The organism is Sphaerochaeta sp. UBA5849 (assembly GCA_002432715.1).
In the GTDB taxonomy this organism is placed as follows: domain Bacteria; phylum Spirochaetota; class Spirochaetia; order Sphaerochaetales; family Sphaerochaetaceae; genus Sphaerochaeta.
In genome coordinates this window covers 75450-100262 of sequence record DJGJ01000055.1, presented here as the reverse complement: position 1 = coordinate 100262, position 24813 = coordinate 75450, and the positions used below count along the sequence as shown (strand labels likewise).

Here is a 24813-nt window from a genome sequence, read left to right as displayed (position 1 = left end):
TTATTTTCTAACAGTTCCTAAGCAGGATCATCATCACCGACATCAACCACACAAAATTGATTCATACCGGGCTCTCCATGAGCGACAGCAAGCCGGTGACGGTCTCCAATGTCCAACAAGTCCTTCCTGCATCCTACACGCAGAATGCAGGCTGGAGCCACATCGGGGAAGACCCCTTTCTTTTTACGGATGAGCAGGTGCTGCCGATCAGGCGGGTCATCAACCGCTCCTCTTCACCCGAGGTAACCGGGCAGCTCTATCTGGCGGTATCGGCCGCCCTGATCCTGGACCTCATCAAAGACTATACCATCAGCGAAGATTCATCGCTGTTTCTTACCATCGGTGAGCACTTCTATGAGATTCGCGATAATCACTTCAACCTCATGCAGACACCTCAGCTGGTCAAACAGGATTTTGACACCGCCGGAGAGCAGACCACCGTCAATTCAGTACGGATACGAGGTGAGAAACATCTTTTGGTTACGTGTCCCACCGGCTTTCAGGATATCTCGCTCTCCCAAAGCATCCCTTCAGGCAAGGTCCGTTTCGAGCGCACGATGTACTTCGGACTGCTTGCCATCATCCTGGTCGTCGTCCTGCTGTTCGGCCTGCTTTTGACGCTGCTGCTCAACCGGTTGTTCAACCGGCCGATTGCAAAAATACAGGAGAGGGTGAAGGCCATCGCCCATAGTGACTTCTCCAGCGACCCGTCCATAGAATGGGATGATGAACTGGGCGATATCGGCAAGGGGATCAACGACTTGGCGCTGCGCATCGATTCGCTGCTTGAAAGGCGCATCGCCGATGAAAAAAAGAAACAGGAATTGGAATATCGGATGCTACAAAGCCAGATCAATCCCCATTTCCTCTACAACACCCTCAACTCCATCAAGTGGATGGCTACCTTGCAGAAGGCACCGGGCATAGCGGAAATGACCACAAGCCTCTCCCGGCTCATGAAGAACGTGAGCAAAGCCGATGAGCCGGTCATCAGCCTGGAGGCCGAGCTTGCGTTGCTTGATGACTATTTCGTGATTCAGAAATATCGGTATGGGGGGACGTTGGTACTCCATAATTCGATCGACAGCAGGTTCCTGTCTCTGGGCATCCCCCGCTTTACGCTGCAGCCCTTGGTTGAGAATGCGATTTTCCATGGCATCGAACCCAAGGGAGGAGCCGGGACGGTGATGCTTGAAGCGTACGAGGAAAACAGTCAGACAATCTGCCTGATCATCAGGGATGACGGCATCGGCATGGACCAAAAGACCATTGATGCTGTTTTTGCCGTGGCAAGTTCCCCGGCAAAGGGCATGTTCCGTGAAATAGGCATCCGCAATGTCGCCAAACGCATCGAGTATACGTACGGAGCGGAGTATGGACTATCCATCGAAAGTGTGGTCGGATCATACACCAAGGCGATCATCCGTTTGCCCAAACGAACCAAGGAGGGCCGGCCATGGCCGTAAAATTGATCATAGCCGACGATGAGCCGTTGGTGCTTGTGGGACTGCAATCCATGCTTTCATGGAATGAGCTCGGCATCGAAATGGTTGGGGTTGCCCGCAACGGCAAGCAGCTGGAAGACGCCATCGCAAAAGAGCGGCCAGACCTGGTGATCACCGACATCAAGATGCCGATTAAAAGTGGGTTGGAAGTCTTGAAGGAGTGCTCCAAAACCTACGGGAGAATCCCCCTGTTCATCCTGTTGACCAGCTATGAGGAGTTCAGCTTTGTCAAGGAAGCCTTGAAATTCCAAGCGGTGGACTACCTGGTCAAACTGGAGTTGACCGAGAAGAGCCTTCGGTCCTCGGTGACAAAAGCTCTGGGGATGCTGGAGCAGCTCAAGGCCGAACGGGGCTATACGTATCCCTTGCTTGAACGCAGCGCCATGCAATCATTTTGTGACAAGTTCTTCGTTCGGCTTTTCAACGGCCTGATCGACTCCCGCCAAAGTTTTGAGACGCAGAAACAGGAGCTGCAGATCTCATTCAATGAACGCTGGTATGCGGTCTGCTATGTGCACATACAGTCAAAGCAGGAGGAAGCCGAGGTAAACCTCTATTACAGCACCATAGGAATGCTCAAGGAGACGCTCGGCCGGTACCTGACCACCTATATCACCAGCCTCGATTTGCATCATCTGGCCATCACGTTCTGCCTTACCGATGAGCAGGCGCAGCACTATCGGACCATCATCCGCCAAGTGCTGGAGAAAACCTTGCAGGTCATCTACAACTACTTTTCCGTGCAGTTGGTCTGCTGTGTAGGCCATACGGTCCAAGACCCCTACCATCTCAATGAATCCTTCCTCTCTGCCCGGCAGCTTATGGCTGGTAGTTCGGATGGAAAAACAATCCTGATAGCTGAGCGCCAAAGCAACGAAAATGCAAGTTTCAACCTCGATCCGTTCAAGATTCGGCTTACCAGGGCCTTCGAGGAGCTCGATGCAGAAAAACTTGCCGAGGTGATTGAGGATATTGCAAAGGAGTTGCAGGTCCAGAACATCCCCGCCCTGCAGGCAGTCGAAACAGCAAGCAATATCCTCTATATGGCCATCACGTTGCTGCCGGATGGACAGAACCTCGTCCAAAGTGCATTTGCAAAAGAGAGTCAAGGATATCGCCAGATTTACAGCTTCGGCACCACTGCCCAGTGCAGTACCTATCTCCGGCAGCTGGCCGGTGGATTGGCTGACCAGCTTCAATCACGAAAGCAGGACTACCGGGCAAAAGTGGTGGCCAACATCCAGCAGTACATCAAGGAGCATGTGACGCGAAAGCTCAACTTGGGAGAAGTTGCCCTCCTGTTCGGATTCAGCCAGAACTACCTGAGCAGTCTCTTTTCCAAATATAGTGGATGCAGTTTCGTTGAATATACCACGAATGTCAAAATCGCCGCCGCCAAGGAGATGATGGCAAAAGGCGATTACAAAATCTATGAGGTTGCCGATACATTCGGCTTTGAGAGTTCTTTCTACTTCAGCAAAGTCTTCAAGAAAGTCGAGGGAATATCCCCTCGCCAATATCTGCAACACCTGCAGCGCAAACGGAGTTAACCATGCTTGGCGTCTACATCAACGACCTTCCGCCCGTTCTCACTACGTATCGTACCGCCCCCCGCTGTGGCGACCGGGATTTCTGGATGTCACTCGATGCAAAGCATTCGCTTCTGGTGCGCGAGCGGGCAAAGTCGGCACAAAAGCAGGTGTTTCCGCCCCTGCCGGCTACGCAGTACCTTGCCTTCACCCGTACGGGCAACCGCGTTGTCTATGAAACTCCTTACTTTCAACGGAGAAAACTGTTGGGCTCCTTGGTGTTGGGATACTGCATGGAACCTGATCAAGCCCTGCTCGATGCCATTGTGGATGGTATCTGGGCCATCTGCGAAGAGACGTCCTGGTGCCTGCCGGCCCACAACAGCTATATCCGCGATGCCGAGCAGCTGCCTCTCCCTGATGCAAATCGACCCGTGATCGATTTGTTCAGCGCTGAGACCGGTGCCTTGCTCGCCCAAACCCATGCCCTCATCTGTGACGACTTGGAAGCGATTTCCCCCCTGCTCAACAAAAGAATCATCAGTGAGATTGAAAAACGCATCTTCATTCCCTATGATACCGAACATTTCTGGTGGATGGGCAGCGGGGAGGAGCCGATGAACAATTGGACTGTATGGTGCACGCAGAACGTGCTGCTCTGCACCTTCCTGCTCCCTACCGACCAAGCATTCCGGGCGAAAGTTGCTGCCAAAGCCCTTCTTGGCATCGACTGCTTCCTCAAGGACTACGGCGAAGACGGCTGCTGCAGCGAGGGAGCACAATACTATCGGCATGCAGGACTCTGCCTGTATGTGTGCCTGGATATTCTCAACGATGTAAGCGGCAATGCCCTGAAGCCTGTGTTCAAGGAGCCGAAAATCAGAAACATCGCCTCCTATATCCGTCATATTCACGCACAAGGGCCCTATTACTTCAACTTCTCCGATTGTTCCTGCCTTGCCGGCAGCTGCACCATCCGGGAGTACCTCTTTGCAGAGGCTGTCGGGGATGAGAAGCTTGTACGGTTCGCTCTCGCATCGAGCAATCTGAAAGAGGAGGAAGATAGGGACCTTCCCAACGAAATCAACCTCACCTATCGCCTTCTGGAACTTGTTCATGCTTCAAAGCGGGATAAAGCTGCATCCTTCCCGTCACAAGAGGACCACTACTATCCAAGTGTCGGCCTTTGTATCAGCAGGGACGATGTCTATGCACTCGCAGTGAAGGCCGGCGGCAATGACGATAGTCACAACCATAACGATACAGGCAGCTTCACCCTCTTTAAGAACAGCCAGCCGATTCTTGTCGATGTAGGGGTGGAAACATATACCAAGCAGACCTTTTCCAAGGACCGGTATTCGATTTGGACAATGCGGTCGGTCTACCACAACATAACCAATTTCCCTCCGTATGAGCAGCTTGCAGGCAAGGAGTACCAAAGTAAAATACTCAAGCTCGAACAAGGGGAAACTTCAACCATCACCCTCGAGCTTGCAGCTGCCTATGACCGAAACTGTCCGCTTCAGTCCTATCAGCGAAGTGTGACCCACACCAAAGGAAAAGAGATCGTCCTCAGAGAATCGGTCGAGGGGGAGGTACAACCCGTCTTGACGTTGATGTGCATGGTGAGGCCGACAGTAACAGAGAACATCATAACCTTGGGAGAAGCAGCAACGCTCGAAATCCAAACGCCGTTCCTCTCAATTACAGTAGAAGAGATTCCCATCACCGATGCAAGGCTGAGAAGTGTCTGGCCTGAGACGCTGTATAGGATTTTGATTGACTATGAAACAAATTTGGCTATTCGAATACAATAATTTCCTAACGATTGTCTTTTATGATATCTTGGCTTATATATTTCTTTTCTTTATTTATAGTTATCAAATCAAACAAAAACTATTCCCATTTTTTGTTTGACAGCGGACATCCCGTGGGGTAAAGTGAACGTTAGATAAAATAAATTGGAGGCATTATGGCCACAGTACAACTCAAAAACGTTTGCAAAGTGTACGAAGGTGGAGTAAAGGCCGTCGACAATGTCAACATTGACATTCAGGACAGACAGTTTGTCGTCCTCGTCGGACCTTCCGGTTGTGGTAAGTCCACAACTCTCCGCATGGTAGCAGGTTTGGAAGACATCACCAGTGGTGAGATCTACATCGATGGGAATCTCGTCAACGATGTTCCCCCGAAAGACAGAGACATCGCCATGGTATTCCAGAACTACGCCCTGTATCCCCACATGACCGTGTATGACAACATGGCATTCGGTCTGAAAATCCGCAAGTTCCCCAAGGAAGAGATCGACCAGCGTGTTCGTGAAGCAGCCAAGATCCTCGAGATTGAAGAACTGCTTGATCGAAAGCCCAAGGCTCTTTCCGGTGGACAGAGACAGCGTGTTGCAGTAGGCCGCGCCATCGTCCGCAAGCCCAAGGTATTCCTCTTTGACGAACCGCTCTCAAACCTCGACGCAAAACTTCGTGTCCAGATGCGCGCAGAGATCTCCTCTTTGCACAACCGCCTCAAGGCAACGATGATTTACGTAACCCACGACCAGGTTGAAGCCCTGACCATGGCAGACGTAATCGTCGTCATGAAGTTCGGTGTCATCCAGCAGATCGGTGGACCGCTCGACCTGTACAACAATCCCCAGAACAAGTTTGTTGCCGGGTTCATCGGCTCCCCTCCCATGAACTTCCTCGAAGCTGCAGTTGAAGCTGATGGTTCCAACATTTATGTAAATGAAGGTTCCTTCCGTCTCAAGGTTACCGCCGAGCAGAAAAAGATGTTGACCCCGTATGTCGGCAAGTCTGTCACCTTCGGTATCCGCCCTGAGGACGTTACGTTCAGCAACACCCCCAAGGATGGTGAAACCATCGATGGTACCGTCAGCGTCGTAGAACCCCTCGGAAGCGAGACCCACGTGTTCGTGTCTACTTCCAGAAGCCAGGTTGTCGGCAAGATTGAACCCACCCTTGTTCCTGCTCCGGACACCAAGATTTCCTTGATTCCCGACATGGTCAAGGCAAAGTTCTTTGATCTTGAGACCGAACAGGTAATCAAATAAGCAATGCATTTTGAATCACCGGCTCATTTCTGAGCCGGTTTTTTAATGACCCCTGCGAATCACATAATTCACAGGGGTCATGCATTTTCAATGAAATAATCTTTTACGCTATCTTCGATGATTGTGATTTTGAATACAAGTCAAAGGCAACGGCTGCAAGCAGGACAAATCCCTTGATGGCCTGTTGCCAGTCCGTACTGATGCCGATGATGGACATACCGTTGTTCAGTACGCCGATGAACAGTCCACCGACAACCGCCCCGATTACCGTTCCGATACCGCCGGAGACTGCAGACCCACCGACATAACATGCGGCAATCGCATCCATCTCGAAGTTCTGCCCGGCCTTGGGGGTGGCGGAGTTCAGACGTGCTGTAAAGACCATCGCTGCCACTGCTGCCAGGACCGCCATATTGGTATAAATCCAAAACATCACCCATTTTACCTTGACACCTGACAGTTCCGCTGCTTTTCTATTTCCACCAAGAGCGTAAATATGACGACCTTGGACAGTCTTTGATGCAACGAACTGGTAGGCAACAACCAACACGCCCAGCAGGATAAGTATATTGGGAAAACCTTTGTAGAGTGCGAAAACAACAGTGAAAGCAACAAGGGCAGCAGCTATGAATATCACCTTTACAAGCCATATCCCCGATGGAAGGATATCAAAGTCATATTGCTTCTGCTTCTTTCGTTTTTTCACCTCGCCGAATATGATCAATGCGACGATGATCAAACCAATCAACAACGTGAAGAGATGCAATTGCGTATTTCCAATCGTCAGGCCTCCGAGCGGGTCAGGAATGTACCCTGATGATATCATCTGGAATTCCTTGGGGAACGGGGCTTTGGTCTGTCCTTTCATGATTACCTGCCCCAGACCACGGAACACAAGCATACCGGCCAAGGTGGCAATAAACGGTGGGACATTCACAAAGGCAATCCAGAATCCCTGCCACATGCCGATCAAGGCACCTACAAGAAGCGCAAGCAGCATTGCCATGTACGGATTCCACTGCAGATCCACCATCATGACGCCACACAGCGCACCAATGAAACAGACAATGGAACCCACGGAAAGGTCGACGTTCCCTGTCAGGGTGCACAGCAACATACCGACGGCAAGAATCAGAACATAACTGTTCTGAAGCACCAAGTTCGTCAGATTTACCGGTCTGAAAAAGATACCGTCCGTCAAGAATCCAAATGCGATCATCGCCACAACCAAGGCGATGACCATCATGTATTGCCTTACATTCTTTTTCAAAATCGTAATCAAAACACTCATCCCACACTCCTTATCGTATACCGGATTCTACGTCACAACATCGCCAAGCGATCAGTGTTACCTAATTGTTCAGGATATTTCGCATAATCTCTTCCTGGGTCGCCGTTTGTCCCGACAACTCAGCGGTAATCTTACCTTCGCTCATCACATATATTCTGTCACACATTCCGATAATCTCCGGCATTTCACTGGAAATCAACAAGCACGCCATCCCTTGGGCAGCGAGAGAATTGATAATCGTATAAATCTCATGCTTTGCCCCGACATCGATGCCGCGCGTGGGTTCATCAAGGAGCAGAACCCTTGGATCAGTGAACAACCATTTTGAGAGCACAACCTTCTGCTGATTGCCTCCCGAAAGGTTTCCCACCTTCTGAAGAATAGTTGGTGTTTTCGTATTGAGACGTTTGCAAAAATGTTCTGCCGCGACATTCTCTTCATGTTCGTTGATCACCGACATATTGGAAATTTTCTTCAACTTGGCAATCGTCGTATTTTCCTTGATGTTCTGAATCATCACCAAGCCAAGTTCCTTTCGGTCCTCGGGCACATAGGCAACACCTTGTTCAATTGCCTTGGGTATCGTACTGATATCGACTTCCTTGCCCCCGATAAATGTTTTGCCGGTGATATTCTCACCGTAAGCCCGGCCGAAAACGCTCATGGCAAGTTCCGTACGTCCGGCACCAACCAGACCAGCCAAACCGACGACCTCGCCAGCACGAACATTGATATTCACTCCATCAAGTTTCTTTCGCTCCGGATTATCAGGATTTTGAACCGTCCAATCCTTGATCTCGAACAAAACATCTCCGATGGGATTGTTTCGCTTGGGGAACATCTCGGTAATTTCCCGTCCCACCATCCCTTTGATAATTCTCTCTTCACCTATTGAAACAGCCCCTTGCTCAGATTGAACAACATCCAGCGTCTCAATCGTTTTGCCGTCCCGCAGAATCGTAATGGAATCGGCTACGGCAGCGACTTCGTTGAGCTTGTGGGAAATCAACACCGAAGAGATATTACTCTTGTCTCGGAGTTCCCTGAGGATCTCAAGCAGATGCTTGCTGTCCTTCTCATTGAGTGCGGAAGTGGGCTCGTCAAGAATCAGCAATTTGGCATGCTTCGCCAAAGCTTTTGCGATCTCAACCATTTGCTGCTTGCCCACCCCGAGCTTGTTCACAGGAAGATTGGGGTTCTCATGCAGCCCGACACGATGCATGTATTTCATTGCATCTTCACGGGTCTTGTCCCAGTTTATGATATTGAACCTTGCCCTCTCATCACCGATGAACATGTTCTCTGCAATGGAGAGATAGGGACTTAACGCCAACTCCTGATGAATGATGACGATTCCAGCCTGCTCGCTCTGCCTTATGCTGGAGAACGTGCAACGCTTGCCCTCGAAGAAAATGTCCCCATCATAGGTGCCATAAGGATATACACCCGACAGTACTTTCATCAGCGTAGATTTTCCGGCGCCGTTTTCTCCAACCAAGGCATGTATTTCACGTTCTTTGACATCAAAACTGACGTCATCAAGCGCTTTCACACCTGGAAAAATCTTGGTGATATGCTTCATCGACAGCAAAATAGAATTGTTAGGCATTCAGGTCCCCCGCTAGACAGACCGGAACCCGATTCCAATTCAGCCGCAGGCAGATGGCACCGGGTTCGCGATCATGCGATACAGTTCCGGCTTCATGGAAGAAGCCGGATACATACTCTTACAGACCAACTTCAGCAGCAGTGTGGTAGCCGGTATCGACTACTTCAGCCTTCAGGTTGTCCTTTGTGACGATGACAGACTTCAACAGAACGGAGGGAACGATATACGGCTTGCCGTTCTTGATGGAGTCGTTGTTGTAACTGGTGGTATCGAGTCCCTGGGGAACCTGTCCGCGCATGATGGTATCCACGAGCTCAACAGTGGCCTGACCAAGCACACGGGTATCCTTCAGGATGGTTGCATACTGCTCACCGGCGAGAATCGATTTGCAGGAAGCGACGATGCAGTCCTGTCCACCAACAATCGGAAGCGGCTTGCCGGCAGTGCCATATCCAACGGCCTTGCAAGCTTCAAGCGTTGAAAGACTGATCGGATCGTAGGGAGAGAGAATTCCATCGAGCGTCTGGTTGGTGTAATAGGCCGAGAGGAGGTTTTCCATTCTGGCCATTGCCAATTCATTGCTCCAGCGCAGCGTACCGACTGTATCCATGCCCTGCTGGCCTGAACCAATCTTGAGCGTACCGTTGTCAAAATAGGGCTTGAGCCTATCCATGGCACCGTCATAGAACTTATACGCGTTGTTGTCGTCAGGAGATCCACCGAAGAGTTCGATCAAAAGCGGCTTTTTCTTAGGATTGTCGAGGTTCATACCCTTGATGAGGATGTCACCCATCTGCTGGCCGACGGCGTAGTTGTCGAACGACAAATAGTAGTCGACGTTCGGGGACTTCATGATCAAGCGGTCATACGCGATTACTGGAATCTTGGCTTCTGCAGCTTTTGCCAGAACATCACTCAACGCCACTCCATCGATTGAAGCGATTACGAGCACTTTTGCATCCTTGGTAATCAAATCCTCAATCTGACGAACCTGGGTGGGAATATCGTCGTCAGAGAACTGCAGGTCAACCTTGTAACCAAGTTTTTCCAAACCGGACTTTACCGCCGCTCCGTCCTTATTCCAGCGCTCCTCGGACCTGGTCGGCATAACGACGCCGATCATCCCTTTTGAGGACGAACTCTCTGCAGCACCTGCAGCAAAAACCATGGTCATTGCGTATAACAGGACCATTCCCACTACTAGCAACTTTTTCATACACAGCCTCCTTAAAGCTTCATGCGTTAACGATAACGCATTCATGAAAACAAAACCATCCAAAAGATGTCTAACTAACTCTATCATCGGTGAAATGAGCCGTCAAGCTTTTTATAAAGGTGTTTGGCTGAGGATTATACGACGAGGCGTATGGATGGATGTTTGCGGTAACGTTACTTCTCTCATTGCATGCTTCAGCGAAGACAAGCATCAGTCAAAGGAAAAAATTGGGGCCGAAGCCCCATTGGTTGTTCACATCTCTTTTATAACAATGCGTTCTGCCGCCATCGAATATCCTCGAGGACGAGATAGCAGTTCTTATCAAACGTGCGTGCCGTCTGCAGTACTTTCTTGGCATCCCTGCGACGAACTTGCACAAACAGAAGAACGACTTGGCCATCCCGACCCCGTCCTTCGAACTCGGTTACGCGAAAACCAGCCTCCCTGAGCGCACAGGCAACTTCCTTCCCTTTGTTGGAAAAAACTTTAACCACCTGATCACCGATCTTCAAAAGGCCCTCGATGGTCATGCCTACAAAGGTCCCGGTTGCAAAGCCGAGGGCGAAAGCCAATGCCGTAATGGGTTCGGTCAGGTCGCTGAGCACTTTGGAAACCGCAAACACCCAAACCAAGGATTCGAGAAATGCAATACAAAACGTAATAAGGCGCTTTCCCCGTACTATCATTGCATGGCGGATGGTACCGAGGGAAACATCCACCACCCTGGCCGCAAAAATAACCAAGGCTAATGCAAGAGTTTCATTGGTAAACATAAGCCTACCCTCAATATGGAATGGAACTGGAACTGCCGTCCGCCCGCATACCATACGATAGAAAGAAGAAAGATGCAATGCCAATTCCTATGTAAATATACCATACCTTATTAGGAATGTTTTACATAGTATTCAAAAAGTTATCTTTGTACCAAAAGTATCCGAACCCTCCATGCAAAGGAGGGTTGTCCCAGGTGTCTCTCAGATTTTATTCAAACAATGCGTGATACAGGCATTTCACTGCATCCTGTGCCTGGGCAGCATTCACTCCCAACAAAATGGATGTATCAGAGGAGCCGTAATTGTAGAAGTTGAGCTTGATTGTGGCATCGGCCAGAGCGGTGGTGCTCTTCGCGATCAAATCCGTCTCCTGCATGACGCCTGCACCTACAATCCCAACCACAGCATGACCGTGGTCGACTTCGATGGAATCGAGGCTGAATTCGCTCTTGATGCGGATACACATTGCATTGAGTACGCTTTCGCTGGCTTGGATGGATTCAAAAAACCACACGATACTGTCAACACCGAACAGGGAGAAGGAAGGCCGGACTCCAAAGATATGCAACATGGTAAGCAAGGCATGCCGGATTCCTGTTCTCTTGAAAAGCATGAGCTTACGCAAGGTGATTCGGCTGTACCCGCTTTTTGCAGAAACACCAGCCAAAGGCCGGCCCTCAAGCTCTCGATGGTCAACAATCATTGTTCCATCGTCCAAGGGAGCATTGGTATTCTTGACATTGATGGGAATCTTTGCAGCAATCACCGGAGCGATTGCTTCTTCATGAAATACTCCAGCTCCAACCCCGGCAAGCTCGCGGACTTCACGATAGGTCATGGTCTTGATGACCTTTGCTTCCTTGACCAAACGGGGATCCACACTGAAGACACCGCTTACATCGGTCCAGTTTTCATATTTTGCAGCTTCTGAGGCACGGCTGAGGATTGCACCGGTGATATCCGAACCACCTCTGCTGAAAGTTTTCACTTTCCCTTCAGTGCTGCAGCCATAGAAACCGGGTACGATATACTTCTCTCCCTTTTTCAGGACTTTTTTCAGATTTTGATACGTATCTTCATGCACGGTGCCGTCGTCCTTGATGACGATCAGCGGATCGGTATCGAGAAACGTCCAGCCGAAATAGGTTGCAATCATCCGGGCGCACAGATATTCCCCGCGGCTTGCAGCATACTCAGCGCCATAGCCGGCATCAATCATCTGTCTCACTTCATCCAAAATCGGCAGAAAGGGTTTCTGGTCCATTCCCAATTCATTGAGGATGCTGGTATAGCGATTGGCAACTTTCTTGAAGAGTTCACGACAGGAGTGGCCTTGCTGCACCATGGAGTTGCAGTTGTAAAGCATGTCGGTAACTTTTTCATCATCCTTGTTTCGCTTGCCCGGCGCTGAAACGATTACTATCTGTCTGTCCGGGTCGGCATCAACAATTGATTTTACTTTCATTATTTGTTTGGCTTCAGCAACCGAGCTTCCGCCGAATTTACACACGATCATGGGGGTAACCTCCCACCTTGCTAGAGATGTCTAAGTGCGTATTGTATTGAAGGATAGCTTGTTGTGCAAGTGAACCCTGCCAAAGCGAAAATACATGACAGAAAGCCTGTTCACTGCTACTCTACGTACAAGAGGAAATCATGCAGGACTCAAAACGGTCGATTTTGGCTTGGGCTTGTTACGATTGGGCGAACAGCGCCTTCGCAACCACCGTCATGGCGGGCTTCTTTCCAGTCTTTTTCAGCGCATATTGGGCCGTGGGGTCCAGCAGTGAACAAGGCACCTTCTACCTGGGCGCAGCCAATTCCCTCGGCTCTCTCATCGTCGCCCTGCTGGCACCCTTTCTCGGTGCCATAGCAGATTGGGGAAGTTACAAGAAACGCTTGCTTGCATTTTTTGCACTCCTCGGTTCGGTGATGACGGCAAGCCTCTATGTCCTGCAGATGGGCAACTGGCCGATGGCGGTCCTCTTCTACTCCCTTGCCGTCGTAGGTTTCAGCGGTGCCAATACCTTCTACGATGCTCTGCTGCCCTTCGTAGCTTCCGAGAAGAAAGTCGACTATGTTTCCTCGCTTGGATACAGCCTTGGCTATATCGGAGGCGGCCTGCTCTTCTTGGTCAATGTGTTGATGTATCTCAACCCCTCTTGGTTTGGTTTCGCCAGTCAGGAAAGTGCGATAAAGGCATGCTTCGTCATAGTCGGCATCTGGTGGACGGTCTTCACCCTGCCCTTGCTTTTTTTCGTAAAGGAAGAGAAATCCAAACAGGTACTGGGGGCTCGGGAGGCGGTAAAGAAAGGACTGAACATTACCATCAATACTGTGAGAAGCTTCAGAAAATTGAAGACCATCGCACTCTTTTTGGTCGCATACTGGCTGTACATCGATGGAGTGGATACCATCATCAGGATGGCCGTCAACTATGGAACCAGCCTCAACTTCCCCAGTGAATCGCTGATCATCGCCCTCTTGATCACCCAGTTCGTCGCCTTTCCTTCCGCCCTGCTCTATTCTTCATTCGGCAACAAGATTGGCGTGAAGAAGGCCCTTCAGGTTGCAATCGGCGCCTATACCATCATTGCCATCCTCGGCTACTTCATGACCACCCCCCTTCACTTCTACCTGCTGGCAATAGTCATCGGACTTTTCCAGGGCGGCATCCAGGCCCTTTCCCGGTCGTATTACACCCGGCTCATCCCCAAGGAGCGCTCTGCAGAATTCTTCGGCTTTTTCAACATGCTCGGTAAATTTGCCGCAATCATCGGCCCGCTTCTTATGGGCATTGTCACCTTGGTCACCGGAAATGTCCGTTCAGGCATCATCAGCTTGGTTGCGCTTTTCGCACTCGGATTCATACTCCTCAAGCGGGTGGATGAGCGGAAAGGACAGGAAGAAATCAAGTCATTCATGGAAAACCAATAAGGTACAGGATACTTTACTCTATAAGGCGGCTGTGGTATTACTACACTCTCTGATACCTCGGAGCATAAGGAAAACCCATGCAAGCCTTGCAAGAAAATAAAATGGGGGTGAAACCAATCCCCTCACTCGTTCTGTCCATGTCCTTTCCCATCATGCTTTCCATGCTGGTCCAGGCGTTTTACAACATCGTGGACAGCATGTTTGTCTCACACTACAGCCAAACAGCTTTGACAGCAGTCACCCTGGCGTTTCCGCTTCAAAACCTCCTGATAGCAGTCAGCGTTGGAACCTCGATCGGGGTGAATTCACTCTTGTCCAGAAAACTCGGTGCCAAAGACTTGGCTGCAGCCAAGAAGGCTGCCGGCAACGGCCTGACTCTCTCGGCGATCAGCTGGATATTTTTTGCCATAGTCGGACTCTTTTTCACCAAATCCTTCATCAGCTTTTTCTCCAGCGATCCTGAACTGATTGCAATGGGCACCCAATACAGTTCGGTCTGTCTCTTCTTCTCCCTGGCACTTTTCATCGATATCACCTGCGAACGCATCCTGCAGGGAACCGGAGACACATTTCACCCGATGATCATCCAAGGCACCGGAGCGATAGTGAACATCATCCTCGACCCGATCCTCATCTTCGGCCTTTTCGGCTTTCCCCGCATGGGTGTGCCGGGAGCAGCGATTGCGACCGTATTCGCCCAACATGTTTCGGCCGTCCTGGCCATATATTATGTAAAGAGAAACAAGGAAATCATTCTTGACCGTCCTTCGTTCCGTCTTGAGAAAAAAACGGTAAAGGACATCTACGCTGTAGGCATCCCCTCTATCATCATGCAGGCGATTGGAACCATTCTGAACACCAGCCTGAACAAGATTCTTATTGGTTTCGGAACTTCCGCCGTTGCAGTCTTCGGCATCTACTTCAGACTGCAGTCATTCATCTTCATGCCGGTGTTCGGTCTCAACAGCGGGATGATTCCTGTCATCGGCTACAACTATGGGGCGAAACGGCCCAAGCGCATCATCAGTGCCGTCAAGGTGGGCCTTATTGTTTCGCTGTCAATCATGAGCGCCGGCTTTGCCGTCTTCACCTTCCTGCCCCACATCCTGCTCGGGCTTTTCAACGCCACCGATGAGATGATGGCCATCGGGGTGATTGCCATGCAGCGCATCAGCCTTTGCTTCATCTCTGCAGGTTTCTGCATTGTCCTCGGCGCCCTTTTCCAAGGAACCGGCGACGGATACATCTCCATGATCATCAGTGTCACCCGACAGCTCATATTCCTGCTGCCATCCGCCTATCTGCTTGGTCGTTTCGTCGGATTGGATGCTCTGTGGTACTCGTTCATCATCGCAGAAACATCTTCCCTTTTGCTGACCATCATCTTCTTCAGAAGGGTGTATGTGAGAAAGATCAAGACGCTGGCAGCGTAAAGCTGCAGACAGAAAAAAGCCCAACCAACCAATACGGCACGTTGGGCTTTTTCAGCTTACTCCCACTCAATCGTTCCGGGGGGTTTGCTGGTAATATCGTAGAGCACCCTGTTGACTTTGGCCACCTCGTTGCAGATTCTGCTTGCAGCACGCTGAAGCACATCCGGAGGGAACCGGAACCAGTCGGCTGTCATGGCATCCTCACTGGTCACCGCCCGAAGCGAGCAGACCTCCTCGTACGTACGCTCATCGCCCTGCACTCCCACGCTCTTGACAGGCAACAAGCATGCAAGAGCTTGCCAAATATCGTGATAGAGGCCGGCCTTGCGAATCTCGTCGATGAAGATGGCATCGACATCCCGAAGGGTATCAAGGCGCTCCTTGGTGACCTCGCCGACGCATCGGACACCCAAGCCCGGGCCCGGGAACGGATGCCTGGTGACCAACACCTCGGGCAGGCCAAGCTCGCGACCCAATGCCCGCACCTCATCCTTGAACAACTCTCGAAGCGGTTCAAGCAAATCCCACTTCAGGTCTTCAGGCAGGCCGCCGACATTGTGGTGGCTCTTGATGGTGGCAGAAGGCCCGCCGGAGGGGCTCTTGCTCTCAATCACATCCGGATAGAGCGTACCCTGGGCAAGGAAGGATATTTCTCCGGCCTTGCGGGCTTCACTATAGAAGGTATCGACAAAAACCTTGCCGATGATCTTGCGCTTGGCCTCCGGATCTGTCACTCCTTTCAATGCAGAGAGGAAAGCCTCTTGTGCATCTGCATACTGCAGCCTGATCTTGTAGTTGTCCCGAAAGAGCTTGAGAACCATCTCAGCCTCGCCCTTGCGAAGCAGGCCGTTGTTCACAAAGACGCACACCAATTGATCACCGATGGCCTTGTGGATCAAGACAGCAGCAACAGCGGAGTCGACTCCGCCGGAAAGACCGCACAGTACCTGCTTGTCCCCGACCTTGGCACGGATCTCCTCAATAGCACTAGTGATGAATGAACCCATGTCCCAATTGGGCTCTGCCTTGCAAATTCCAAGCACAAAGTTCTCCAAAAAGGTTTTTCCTTCAGCGGTATGCACCACCTCAGGGTGGAATTGAACGCCGTAGAACTGCTTCTCCTTGTTCTCAATGACCGTATACGAACAGTTCTCAGTGCTGCCGGTATGCTCGAATCCCGCAGGAAGGGTGCAAACGGCATCACCATGGCTCATCCAAAGCCTGGAATTCTGTCCAATGCCTTTCAGAAGAGCCGACTCATGGTTCAGAATCCTCAAATCGGCAAACCCGTATTCGCGTTTGTCCGGCCGTTCGACACTGCCGCCGTTTTGGATGCACATGACCTGAAGGCCGTAGCAAATACCCAGAATTGGAATACCCAGCGAGTAGATAGCCAGGTCGGGACGAGGCGATCCTTCGGTTCTCACCGAAGCCGGACCACCGGAAAATATGATGCCTTTGGGTTGCATGGCCCCAAGCTGTGCCGCGCTGATGGTATAGGGGACTATCTGGCTGTAGACGTGCATCTCCCTCACCCTGCGTGCTATCAACTGGCTGTATTGGGCACCAAAGTCGAGCACTACGATGGTGTCATGGGGGAATTGTTGCATGCTGTATTCCTTTTATCTGAGATTTGTTGCGAGTATAGCGAAAAAGGAGGCAAATTGCTACCAAGCAAGCGAACGTACCGGCGGATATGCGCGTTTTACAGCACTGGCTACACCCAAACCGAGCACAAACCCAACCGCACTCTGGGCAATATTGCCGGGAATCTCGGCTGCTGCAACACTGACGGTGCTGATAAACAGCGAAGAGAGTGCAAAATACCCAAGCGATACGGTTGCAATGCAAACCAGGCCGGCGAGAAGCTTGCGGATCAGGGAAGCTTCCTTGTCATTTTTTTGCCGCACGATAAGGGCGATCAAAAGCCCCTCCACCCCGTGCACTACAAAGGAGATGGGAGCCCATTGGGCGTAACCGCTGATCAAATCGGCAATTGCTGTTCCCAAACCGGCTGCAATGAAAGCAGACCAAGGGCCGAAAGTGAAAGCGATGAAGCAGATGGCCACGTCGCAAAGATTGAGATATCCCTTCGCCGTAGGGATACGAACGACCATGGTAAACACGACAACCACTGCAGTTAGGACGGCGACGACAGCTACCTTCAAGGCATTCCTGTTTTGTTGCATCCTGATTCCCTCCTCAAGCTTTGCAAAGCAACCAAAGCCCTATCGGGATAATAGCCGAAAGCAGAAAGTGGGTAAAGGGATGCCGGTAGGATTCCAGATTGTGATATTGGCTTCTCTTGTTCTGCAGACCCAATCCCCTCATCTCCAGGCTCATCGCCAAATTGGGAATGGAGCGAAGTGCAACCACCAAGGCGCTGGTCAAAGTCGGCACCAAATCCCTCAGCCGTTGCAGAAATTTCCTCCCCTGCTCGCGATCGGCTTCCCGAAGCCGGTGTGACTCTGCAATCTGATTGAAACTGTCGGCGATGAAGGGAATGTAGGTGAATGCAAGGGTCACCACCAAACCTGCCTTGTAGGGCAGCCGGTACCATCTGAGGGCGAGCATAACCTCGTTCATGATGGTAGTGGCGAAGAGCAGTGTACACACATACGAGATGCCGATGAACCTTCCTGCAAGCCTGGCAGCCTGCAACAGACCCTCCTCAGTGACAATCGTCAACGAACCAAGGGTGAAAAGCGGCCGGCCGGTTCGGACGTTGAACGGCATGAACAGCACCATGAACAACAACATCGGAAGAATTGAGCGAAACGTCTTGTAGACATGAGAGAAACCGGTATTCAATCCACCGGCAAGCATGACAAGTGCAACCACACAGTAGAGCCCGACAAGATGGACAGGAAGGAAGAACCATACACACAAGAGCACCATCAACAGGATTTTCGCCCTTGGATCAAAGCGGTACAACCATCCATTTCCAGCTACAAAGGTACTGGTTGTCATAGGCTTTCCATCCTTCCATCCACGATGGAATATCCGCGTTGGGCTATGCGCCCGGCAAAGTGACGGTCGTGGGTGATAATAAGCAAGCCGGCCCCTCGTTGGCGCAGGCGGGCAATAATGGAGAGAGCACTGTGGTAGGTAAGGGAACTGTCCAGCTCGTCCAGAATATAGAACGGGCGGTCAAGCAGGAAATACACAGCCGCCTGCAAAGCTTTCCTCAGTGGATAGCTCATGGTGGAGGGAGTATCGGACAGGGTAAGTCCGAACAAATCGGCACACTCGGCCACCCTGCTCTTCACCTGCTCGTACTCTAAGTCTTTACGACGTTTCAATGACCAGGAGAGTTCCTCCTCGACCGTGGGAAGAAATATCTGCAGATCAGGATTCTGGAAGAGGTAGCCTGCCTTTCTGGAAAGCTCCTTGGCTGAAAATGGTTGTCCATCGATGGTGACGGCCCCGCCCTTCGGTTCATCCAAGCCGCATAGAAGTCGTGAAAACGAACTCTTTCCACTGCCATTGGGGCCTACCAACGTGACCAGCTCGCCGCTCTCCAGGTGAAAATCCGGGACGTTCAGGGAAAAGGATCGGCCGAGCAACGTACTTTGACGTTTCCGTTCGGCCTGGAGATTTGTACAGCAGAGCTTGTGCTTTTCTGCAATCTCCAGTACCTGAGCCTCCAATGGATTGGGCTGGTCGTCACCGCAGAGCCGGGAAAACCGGGGAAGCAGCTCATCGAATGCAGGAGTATGGATCGTTTTTTGGTCGAGCAAGACCACCTGGTCGAACAGACCGGAAAACTCTTCCAAATATCGGCTGGCAAGCACCAGGATTGTTTTATCAGAAGTTTGTATGGTCTCCCTCAGCCGGTCCCGCCACTGTTGGTCAAGATCGTCGAACGCCTCGTCAAGAATCCAAAGGCGGGCCTGAAGCACCTCCTGGACTGCAAGCAGGACCCGCTTGCGCTCCCCTCCGCTGAGCTCCTGGAGGCTGGATGTTCTGAGATCCTGCAACCCCCAAAGGTTGAGTGCGCCGGTAATCCGCCGCACCATCTCCTCACGTTCTATTCCCATCGATTCCAACGGGAAGGCAAGCTCCTCCTCAACCGAGGCGGCGATGAACTGTTCCTGAGGATTTTGAGAGACAAATGAGCACAGGCCAAGCAAATCCCACGGTTCCAACGTACTGAGATCCATTCCGAACATGGTGATGCTCCCCTCCAGGCTTCCCGGGAAGTATTTGGGACACACTTTGCAAATAATCTTTGCCAACGTAGTCTTTCCCTTGTTGAAGGGTGCGAGCAACAATGTTTTACTCCCTTCCTGCAGATCCAGGCTGAGATCGGAAAACAAGCTGTCGCACACCTCCTCCTTCCAGGAGCGGTAGGTGAAACTTAAGCGGGAGAGCTGAAGTGCATGCTGCATGGTCAACCTAGACTTGGCCGGGAAGTTCGTCGAACCGTTTGGTGATGGCTCCATAGACCACCTCATGGAGATTTGCAATTTCCTCACTGCCCAAGGTGGCGGTAGGAATCGGTTTTCCAATGGAAAAATAGGCGTGCACCCTGCCAAAGCCTTTGAGATGCTCGAATCCAGAGCGCATTCCCTTGATGGTGATGGGGACGATGACGGCTTTTGACCGGGTTGCAAGCTTGAGGCTCCCATTCTTCAGCTCCCCGATGCGCCCGCTCTTGCTTCTTGTTCCTTCAGGAAATACCACCATGCTCTTGCCTTGCTTGAGGAGTTCCACTCCTTTCAGGATTGCCTTGATTGCATCGTGGGGACTTGAACGGTCGATGAAGATGCAGTCAAGGGCGTAACACCAGAGATTGATGATGGGAATCTTCTTAACCTCGGCCTTTGCCAAAATCGCCGCCCACAGATGAGCGGGGCCGACAAAGGCAACGATATCGAGCAGGCTCTGATGATTGGCCACGTAACAGATATTGGGAACATCGGGGATGTTCTCTCTGCCGTCGACATGTACGGTAATCCCCAGAAAGAACAGGATACTGTTTCCAATGAAATGGCCGCAACGCTGGAGGTGGCGTCTCTCTGCGCTCTTGAGCTTCAACAGACGCAGCAATACTGCAGGAAGGAAGGCGTATACCGGCGAAAGAATCAGGATAGGAAGAATAAACAGTGCTGCAAATGCAATGCGTAGTTTTCTCATGCAAGCGCCTCCGTTCTAGGAAAAGTCCTGCGTCTTGTACAGTTTCGCATACTGCCCGCTCTTCTGAAGCAGCTGGGTATGCGTACCCGACTCGACCAGTGTACCCTCATCAAGTACCAAGATGCAATCGGCATTCTTCACCGTAGTGAGACGGTGGGCGATCACAATGGCGGTCCTTCCGACCGAAAGGCGGGCGAACGCTTCGGTGATGAGCTCCTCGCTCTCGGTGTCCAGGCTGCTGGTTGCTTCATCAAAAATGAGAATCGAAGGATTCTTCAGAAATACCCGGGCGATGGAGATGCGCTGCTTCTGCCCTCCGCTGAGCAGGGTTCCCCGCTCTCCCACCTGGGTATCCAAGCCGTTGGGAAGCGAACGGACGAAATCGCCGAGGTTCGCAGCATCAAGGGCGGCCCAAAACTCTTCGTCGGTGGCATCCACCTTGCCGTATCGAAGATTCTCCCGGATCGTATCATCGAAAAGAAAGATGTTCTGCTGCACGAAACCGATATGCTGCCTCAAAGAATTCTGCTTGAGGTACTTCGTATCCTGACCATCAATGAGGATTCTTCCTTCGGTAGGTTCATAGAACCGAGGCAGCAGGGATGCAAAGGTGCTCTTTCCGGCACCCGACTCTCCCACCAAGGCAACGGTTGAGCCTCCACTGATGAGGACATTGATATCCTTGAGAATCATGTCGGGTGAGTTCTCGTAGGCGAATGAGACATGCTCGAATTGGATGGTACCCTCTTTGATTTTCAAATCCTTGGCATCCTTTGCATCGGTGATATCAGGATGCTCGTCCATAACCTGGGTGAACCGTTCAAAGCTTGCCATGCCCTGCTGCAGTTGTTCAGTGAAGTTGATCAGCCGATCAATGGGAGGAAGCACCACTCCTACATACAGGATAAAAGTCACCAGGTCGTAGGACTCGACCCTGCCCATGAAAATGAGCAGGGAGCCGCCTGCAACGGTGCAAAAGTAGTACATTTCACGAAACAATCCGATTACCGAGTGATAGCGGCCCATCACCTTGTACTGCTCCATCTTGCTGTCCCTCAGCACATCGTTGACCTGATTGAACTTCTCTTCCTGATAGGACTCCCTGCCAAAAGACTTCACTTCCCGGATTCCCATCAGCGAATTCTCGACATTGCTGTTCACATCGGCAACCGTGCTGCGGACCTTGCGGAAGGTTGCCTTCATTTTCATGCCGTAATACACCCCGTAGAACACCATGATCGGAAGCGGGATGAGGGAAATCAGGGCAAGAGGAACACTGTAGCTGAACATGAGTATGTACGAGCCGAGAATCGTTGCCACACTGATGATCAGATCCTCGGGGGCATGGTGGGCGGTCTCGGTGATCTGGAACAAGTCGTTCGTGATCCGGCTCATCATATGACCGGTCTTGGTCTTGTCAAAGTATCCAAAAGAGAGTTTTTGCAGATGGGAGAACAGCTCACTGCGCATATCCGTCTCCATTCGGACTCCCAGGATATGGCCCCACGTTACTCTGACATATTGGCAGACGGCCTGCAGGATGTAGATGAGCAGCATGAGAGCGAATATGACAAGCATATGCTCGAGATTCTTTTCAGGAATCTCGACACGCAGCAGCTGTCTGGTCAGCGACGGAAACAGGATGGAGAGCGCGCTGGCCAGGATGGCCACCCCGATGTCCAGAAAGAAAAGCCCCTTGTAGGGGCGGTAGTATGCAATGAAACGCTTAAGCACCCTACTTCTTCCTCCTGAACAATCGTGCAAAGAACCCGATTTTCATCTCGGGACTCTTGGCCTGATCCTGCTCCTTTGCCACAGGTGCGACAGCTGTTTTCTTCACTGGACTCTTGGAAACCTGAGCCGGATCTTGGCCGGGTGCAACCTGGCCGCCTTCACTCTGATACTGCTGCTTGTAGTAAGCCAATCTCTCTTCGAGCGAAAGATTCTGGATTTCTGCATAGCTCTTGGAGCCTGGTCGCCTGCGTCCAGGCTCAACAGGTCGTCCCTGCTGCGTCGGCCGTGGTGCTCTTCTTGGTCTGCTTTCCGCAGTCTGCGGCGTTCTCTTGGGAGTACGGCTCCGATCCTGGCTCTTGACCCTGGGAAGCGGTCCCTTCCTGCCCCTGGGGCCGCCGACACCGCCTCTGGTCCTTGAAGGCGAGGAGGCATACTCATCGTTGCTGACCAAATCGCGGAACGAATAGGAAGCGCTGGCGTCCTCCACCTGAGGAAGATCCCCCTCTTCGGGCCAGATCACCGGAATTTTCATCTGAATGTAATTTTCAATGGGCTCGAGGTTGAATACATACTCTTCGTCGGCCAGAGTGATGGACTTACCGCTCTTGCCCGCCCTTGCAGTACGGCCGATACGGTGTACATAGCTCTCAAAATCGTCAGGGATATCATAGTTGACAACCAGCTGCAGGTCATCAATCTGCAGGCCGCGGGCGGCAACATCGGTTGCAACAAGGAACTTGATCTTCCCTTCCTTCATCTGATCGATTGTCTGAAGCCGCTTTGTCTGGGGCATATCTCCCATCAGATACTTGGTTGGATATCCGTTGAGTGAAAGACGTTTGGAGAGCTCGATGCAACGGGCCTTGGTATTGGTGAAAATCAGGCAGTTCTCGGGATCCTCTTTCTTCATCAGCCTCAAAAACAAGCCGAACTTCTGATCCTTGGAAATGTGGTACAGCTCCTGGGTGATAGCCTTGACGGTAATCTCTTCGGGTTGCACCTCCAGCTCGACCGGATCATTCATGAACGACCATGCAAGATTGCGTACCTTGGTACCCAAGGTGGCCGAGAAGAGCATGGTCTGCCGTTCGGTACAGTCTCTGAGCAGACTGAACATCTTTTGGATGTCGGGATAGAACCCCATGTCGAACAGGCGGTCCGCCTCATCAACGACGAAGATGTCAAACTGACGAAAATCAATCTTGTGCATTTTCTGGTAGTCGAGGATACGACCCGGGGTACAGACAAAAATATCACAACCCTTTTCCAGGATCTCATCCTGCTTGCCGTAGCCTATGCCGCCAAAAAAACACCCCACCGTTACATCTTCCATGGCAGAGGCGAGTTTGAGGGTATCCTCCTCGATCTGCACGGCAAGTTCTCTGGTAGGGGCTACAATGAGGGCCTTCGGCTTGCTTTTGCCCTTTTGTTGGGCTTCTACGAATAACTGAAGAATGGTCAGCACATACACTGCGGTTTTCCCGCTTCCAGTCTTGGACTGGACCATGACATCACGATGGGAAAGACTGACCGGGAGCACCTTTTCTTGTACTTCCGTACAATCGGTGAAACCCGCAGCCTCAATGCCTTTGAGCACTTGCTCACTTAAGGGTAGTTCAATAAATTTCATTGGTACTATATATCGCCTTTACAAGAAATAGCTGTGTTACACAGAAAAGGGGGACCTCGAGGGAGGCCCCTTTCCTATAAAGATAGAGGAAATCATCACTATTGTCCACATCAGCGGATGGAGTTTATCAATCGTCGAGTTCCCAACTTCTGACAAGATGCATGATAGCCAAGGTTTTCTCAAACGGTCCGGAAAAACCAAGCTTGTCTATCCGCGAAAGCGGCATGGCCGCCATGCTGGTGGAGCTGATGAATGCTTCGTCGTAGATGCCTGCCCGAATATCTTGCAAAGCTGGTGCCTGAAAGACAATCCGGTACCCCAAAAGCCGTGCAGCTTTCAACACGCGGTCGCGGGTGATACCCAGCAGAACCTGTTCATCGGCGGCCGTATGGATATCCAAGCCCTTGAAAACAAAAAAATTGCTTCTGGTTCCTTCCAAGACCCTCTGATGCCGGTCGACCAGCAAAGCCTCAAAACAGCCTTGGCTGCGGGCCTCCTCGAGGGCGATATAGTTGAGCAGCAAGTTGCCGGTCTTGCACGAAGGATAGAGACGTTCTCCCTCGAACGTAATGGCTGCGACCCCTTGGGTGTAGTGGGTATCGGGATAGGTGAGCAATGCAGAGGCCAGAACGAAGAGCTGCGGATCCTTTCCGCCATAGAGCTGGATTCTCAGCGAAGCCTCATCGATTGCATCGACCTGTATCAAATCATGCACCCAACCGCTGATCTGCTGATTGGTAAAAGGATGGGTAAGCTTGATGCCCCGACACGAGTTCTCCAGACGTACCAGATGGTCGTCCAAATGCACAACATGGCCTTTTACAACCCGCAGTGCCTCATAGGTTGAGAAACCGAACTGGACCTCCCTGAGGCTCACCGGTACAACAGCATCCTTGGCAAGGATGACCTTGCCGTTATGTATGGCGTGAACACCTACCATGACTCTCTCC

Annotated in this window: 19 protein-coding genes; 6 read left to right on the top strand and 13 right to left on the bottom strand. The window is 51.4% G+C overall.

What is annotated here, in order from left to right:
- Positions 1-77 precede the first annotated feature (77 nt).
- The 4 genes from B3K89_RS09895 (at position 78) to B3K89_RS09880 (ending at position 6101) form a co-directional block, all read left to right on the top strand.
- Positions 78-1466, top strand: a complete 1389-nt coding sequence (locus tag B3K89_RS09895; protein ID WP_345907348.1) for a sensor histidine kinase — start codon at positions 78-80, stop codon at positions 1464-1466.
- Entirely contained in the window at positions 1457-3055 is a 1599-nt protein-coding gene (locus B3K89_RS09890; RefSeq protein WP_293895531.1) for a response regulator transcription factor, read from the top strand. The genes B3K89_RS09895 and B3K89_RS09890 overlap by 10 nt, the downstream gene beginning before the upstream one ends.
- A 2-nt stretch (positions 3056-3057) precedes the next feature.
- A complete protein-coding gene (locus B3K89_RS09885) occupies positions 3058-4851 on the top strand; it encodes a heparinase II/III domain-containing protein (RefSeq protein WP_293895534.1) in 1794 nt (597 codons plus the stop codon).
- A gap of 155 nt (positions 4852-5006) precedes the next feature.
- Positions 5007-6101 carry an ABC transporter ATP-binding protein gene (locus tag B3K89_RS09880; RefSeq protein ID WP_293895537.1) on the top strand — a complete coding sequence of 365 codons (1095 nt, stop codon included), beginning with the start codon at positions 5007-5009 and terminating at the stop codon, positions 6099-6101.
- 103 nt (positions 6102-6204) lie between these two features.
- On the opposite strand, the gene mmsB is transcribed toward B3K89_RS09880, so the two are convergent.
- From mmsB to B3K89_RS09855, 5 genes are all read right to left on the bottom strand, one after another.
- Entirely contained in the window at positions 6205-7392 is a 1188-nt protein-coding gene (gene mmsB, locus B3K89_RS09875; RefSeq protein WP_293895540.1) for a multiple monosaccharide ABC transporter permease, read from the bottom strand.
- A gap of 61 nt (positions 7393-7453) precedes the next feature.
- Complete coding sequence (locus B3K89_RS09870; protein WP_293895543.1) at positions 7454-8974, bottom strand: ATP-binding cassette domain-containing protein; 1521 nt, start codon at positions 8972-8974, stop codon at positions 7454-7456.
- 145 nt (positions 8975-9119) lie between these two features.
- Positions 9120-10217 (bottom strand): sugar-binding protein, encoded by a 1098-nt coding sequence (locus tag B3K89_RS09865; RefSeq protein WP_293895546.1) that lies wholly within the window; start codon positions 10215-10217, stop codon positions 9120-9122.
- A gap of 263 nt (positions 10218-10480) precedes the next feature.
- A complete protein-coding gene (locus B3K89_RS09860; RefSeq protein ID WP_293895549.1) occupies positions 10481-10990 on the bottom strand; it encodes a DUF2179 domain-containing protein in 510 nt (169 codons plus the stop codon).
- A 208-nt stretch (positions 10991-11198) separates the two neighbouring features.
- Positions 11199-12506, bottom strand: a complete 1308-nt coding sequence (locus B3K89_RS09855; protein WP_293895552.1) for an aspartate kinase — start codon at positions 12504-12506, stop codon at positions 11199-11201.
- 140 nt (positions 12507-12646) lie between these two features.
- On the opposite strand from B3K89_RS09855, the gene B3K89_RS09850 reads away from it, so the two are divergent.
- A complete protein-coding gene (locus tag B3K89_RS09850) occupies positions 12647-13927 on the top strand; it encodes an MFS transporter (RefSeq protein WP_293895555.1) in 1281 nt (426 codons plus the stop codon).
- 77 nt (positions 13928-14004) lie between these two features.
- Positions 14005-15360 carry an MATE family efflux transporter gene (locus B3K89_RS09845; protein ID WP_293895558.1) on the top strand — a complete coding sequence of 452 codons (1356 nt, stop codon included), beginning with the start codon at positions 14005-14007 and terminating at the stop codon, positions 15358-15360.
- A gap of 56 nt (positions 15361-15416) precedes the next feature.
- On the opposite strand, the gene guaA is transcribed toward B3K89_RS09845, so the two are convergent.
- From guaA to B3K89_RS09805, 8 genes are all read right to left on the bottom strand, one after another.
- The gene (gene guaA, locus B3K89_RS09840) at positions 15417-16970 is read right to left on the bottom strand and encodes a glutamine-hydrolyzing GMP synthase (RefSeq protein ID WP_298502786.1); all 1554 of its coding nucleotides are present in this window, start codon (positions 16968-16970) and stop codon (positions 15417-15419) included.
- Positions 16971-17027: 57 nt separating this feature from the next.
- A complete protein-coding gene (locus B3K89_RS09835; RefSeq protein ID WP_293895561.1) occupies positions 17028-17549 on the bottom strand; it encodes an ECF transporter S component in 522 nt (173 codons plus the stop codon).
- 13 nt (positions 17550-17562) lie between these two features.
- A complete protein-coding gene (locus tag B3K89_RS09830) occupies positions 17563-18330 on the bottom strand; it encodes an energy-coupling factor transporter transmembrane component T family protein (RefSeq protein WP_293895564.1) in 768 nt (255 codons plus the stop codon).
- Positions 18327-19805 carry an ABC transporter ATP-binding protein gene (locus B3K89_RS09825; protein WP_345907347.1) on the bottom strand — a complete coding sequence of 493 codons (1479 nt, stop codon included), beginning with the start codon at positions 19803-19805 and terminating at the stop codon, positions 18327-18329. The genes B3K89_RS09830 and B3K89_RS09825 overlap by 4 nt, the downstream gene beginning before the upstream one ends.
- Positions 19759-20499, bottom strand: coding sequence for a lysophospholipid acyltransferase family protein (locus B3K89_RS09820; protein ID WP_293895570.1), 741 nt, complete (start codon positions 20497-20499; stop codon positions 19759-19761). The genes B3K89_RS09825 and B3K89_RS09820 overlap by 47 nt, the downstream gene beginning before the upstream one ends.
- Before the next feature lie 15 nt (positions 20500-20514).
- Positions 20515-22233, bottom strand: a complete 1719-nt coding sequence (locus B3K89_RS09815; protein WP_298502776.1) for an ABC transporter ATP-binding protein — start codon at positions 22231-22233, stop codon at positions 20515-20517.
- Between the two features lies 1 nt (position 22234).
- A complete protein-coding gene (locus B3K89_RS09810; protein ID WP_345907346.1) occupies positions 22235-23863 on the bottom strand; it encodes a DEAD/DEAH box helicase in 1629 nt (542 codons plus the stop codon).
- A 127-nt stretch (positions 23864-23990) separates the two neighbouring features.
- The gene (locus B3K89_RS09805) at positions 23991-24803 is read right to left on the bottom strand and encodes an aminotransferase class IV (protein WP_293895579.1); all 813 of its coding nucleotides are present in this window, start codon (positions 24801-24803) and stop codon (positions 23991-23993) included.
- Between the last annotated feature and the right edge of the window lie 10 nt (positions 24804-24813).

Bases quoted from the DNA above. Each gene is read 5' to 3' on its own strand.
- B3K89_RS09870 (WP_293895543.1), bottom strand. From the start codon at position 8,974: ATGAAGCATATCACCAAGATTTTTCCAGGTGTGAAAGCGCTTGATGAC.
- B3K89_RS09865 (WP_293895546.1), bottom strand. From the start codon at position 10,217: ATGAAAAAGTTGCTAGTAGTGGGAATGGTCCTGTTATACGCAATGACC.
- B3K89_RS09860 (WP_293895549.1), bottom strand. From the start codon at position 10,990: ATGTTTACCAATGAAACTCTTGCATTAGCCTTGGTTATTTTTGCGGCC.
- B3K89_RS09820 (WP_293895570.1), bottom strand. From the start codon at position 20,499: ATGAGAAAACTACGCATTGCATTTGCAGCACTGTTTATTCTTCCTATC.
- B3K89_RS09855 (WP_293895552.1), bottom strand. From the start codon at position 12,506: ATGATCGTGTGTAAATTCGGCGGAAGCTCGGTTGCTGAAGCCAAACAA.
- B3K89_RS09885 (WP_293895534.1), top strand. From the start codon at position 3,058: ATGCTTGGCGTCTACATCAACGACCTTCCGCCCGTTCTCACTACGTAT.
- B3K89_RS09825 (WP_345907347.1), bottom strand. From the start codon at position 19,805: ATGGAGCCATCACCAAACGGTTCGACGAACTTCCCGGCCAAGTCTAGG.
- B3K89_RS09810 (WP_345907346.1), bottom strand. From the start codon at position 23,863: ATGAAATTTATTGAACTACCCTTAAGTGAGCAAGTGCTCAAAGGCATT.
- B3K89_RS09890 (WP_293895531.1), top strand. From the start codon at position 1,457: ATGGCCGTAAAATTGATCATAGCCGACGATGAGCCGTTGGTGCTTGTG.
- B3K89_RS09845 (WP_293895558.1), top strand. From the start codon at position 14,005: ATGCAAGCCTTGCAAGAAAATAAAATGGGGGTGAAACCAATCCCCTCA.
- B3K89_RS09830 (WP_293895564.1), bottom strand. From the start codon at position 18,330: ATGACAACCAGTACCTTTGTAGCTGGAAATGGATGGTTGTACCGCTTT.
- B3K89_RS09895 (WP_345907348.1), top strand. From the start codon at position 78: ATGAGCGACAGCAAGCCGGTGACGGTCTCCAATGTCCAACAAGTCCTT.
- mmsB (WP_293895540.1), bottom strand. From the start codon at position 7,392: ATGAGTGTTTTGATTACGATTTTGAAAAAGAATGTAAGGCAATACATG.
- B3K89_RS09805 (WP_293895579.1), bottom strand. From the start codon at position 24,803: ATGGTAGGTGTTCACGCCATACATAACGGCAAGGTCATCCTTGCCAAG.
- guaA (WP_298502786.1), bottom strand. From the start codon at position 16,970: ATGCAACAATTCCCCCATGACACCATCGTAGTGCTCGACTTTGGTGCC.
- B3K89_RS09835 (WP_293895561.1), bottom strand. From the start codon at position 17,549: ATGCAACAAAACAGGAATGCCTTGAAGGTAGCTGTCGTCGCCGTCCTA.
- B3K89_RS09880 (WP_293895537.1), top strand. From the start codon at position 5,007: ATGGCCACAGTACAACTCAAAAACGTTTGCAAAGTGTACGAAGGTGGA.
- B3K89_RS09850 (WP_293895555.1), top strand. From the start codon at position 12,647: ATGCAGGACTCAAAACGGTCGATTTTGGCTTGGGCTTGTTACGATTGG.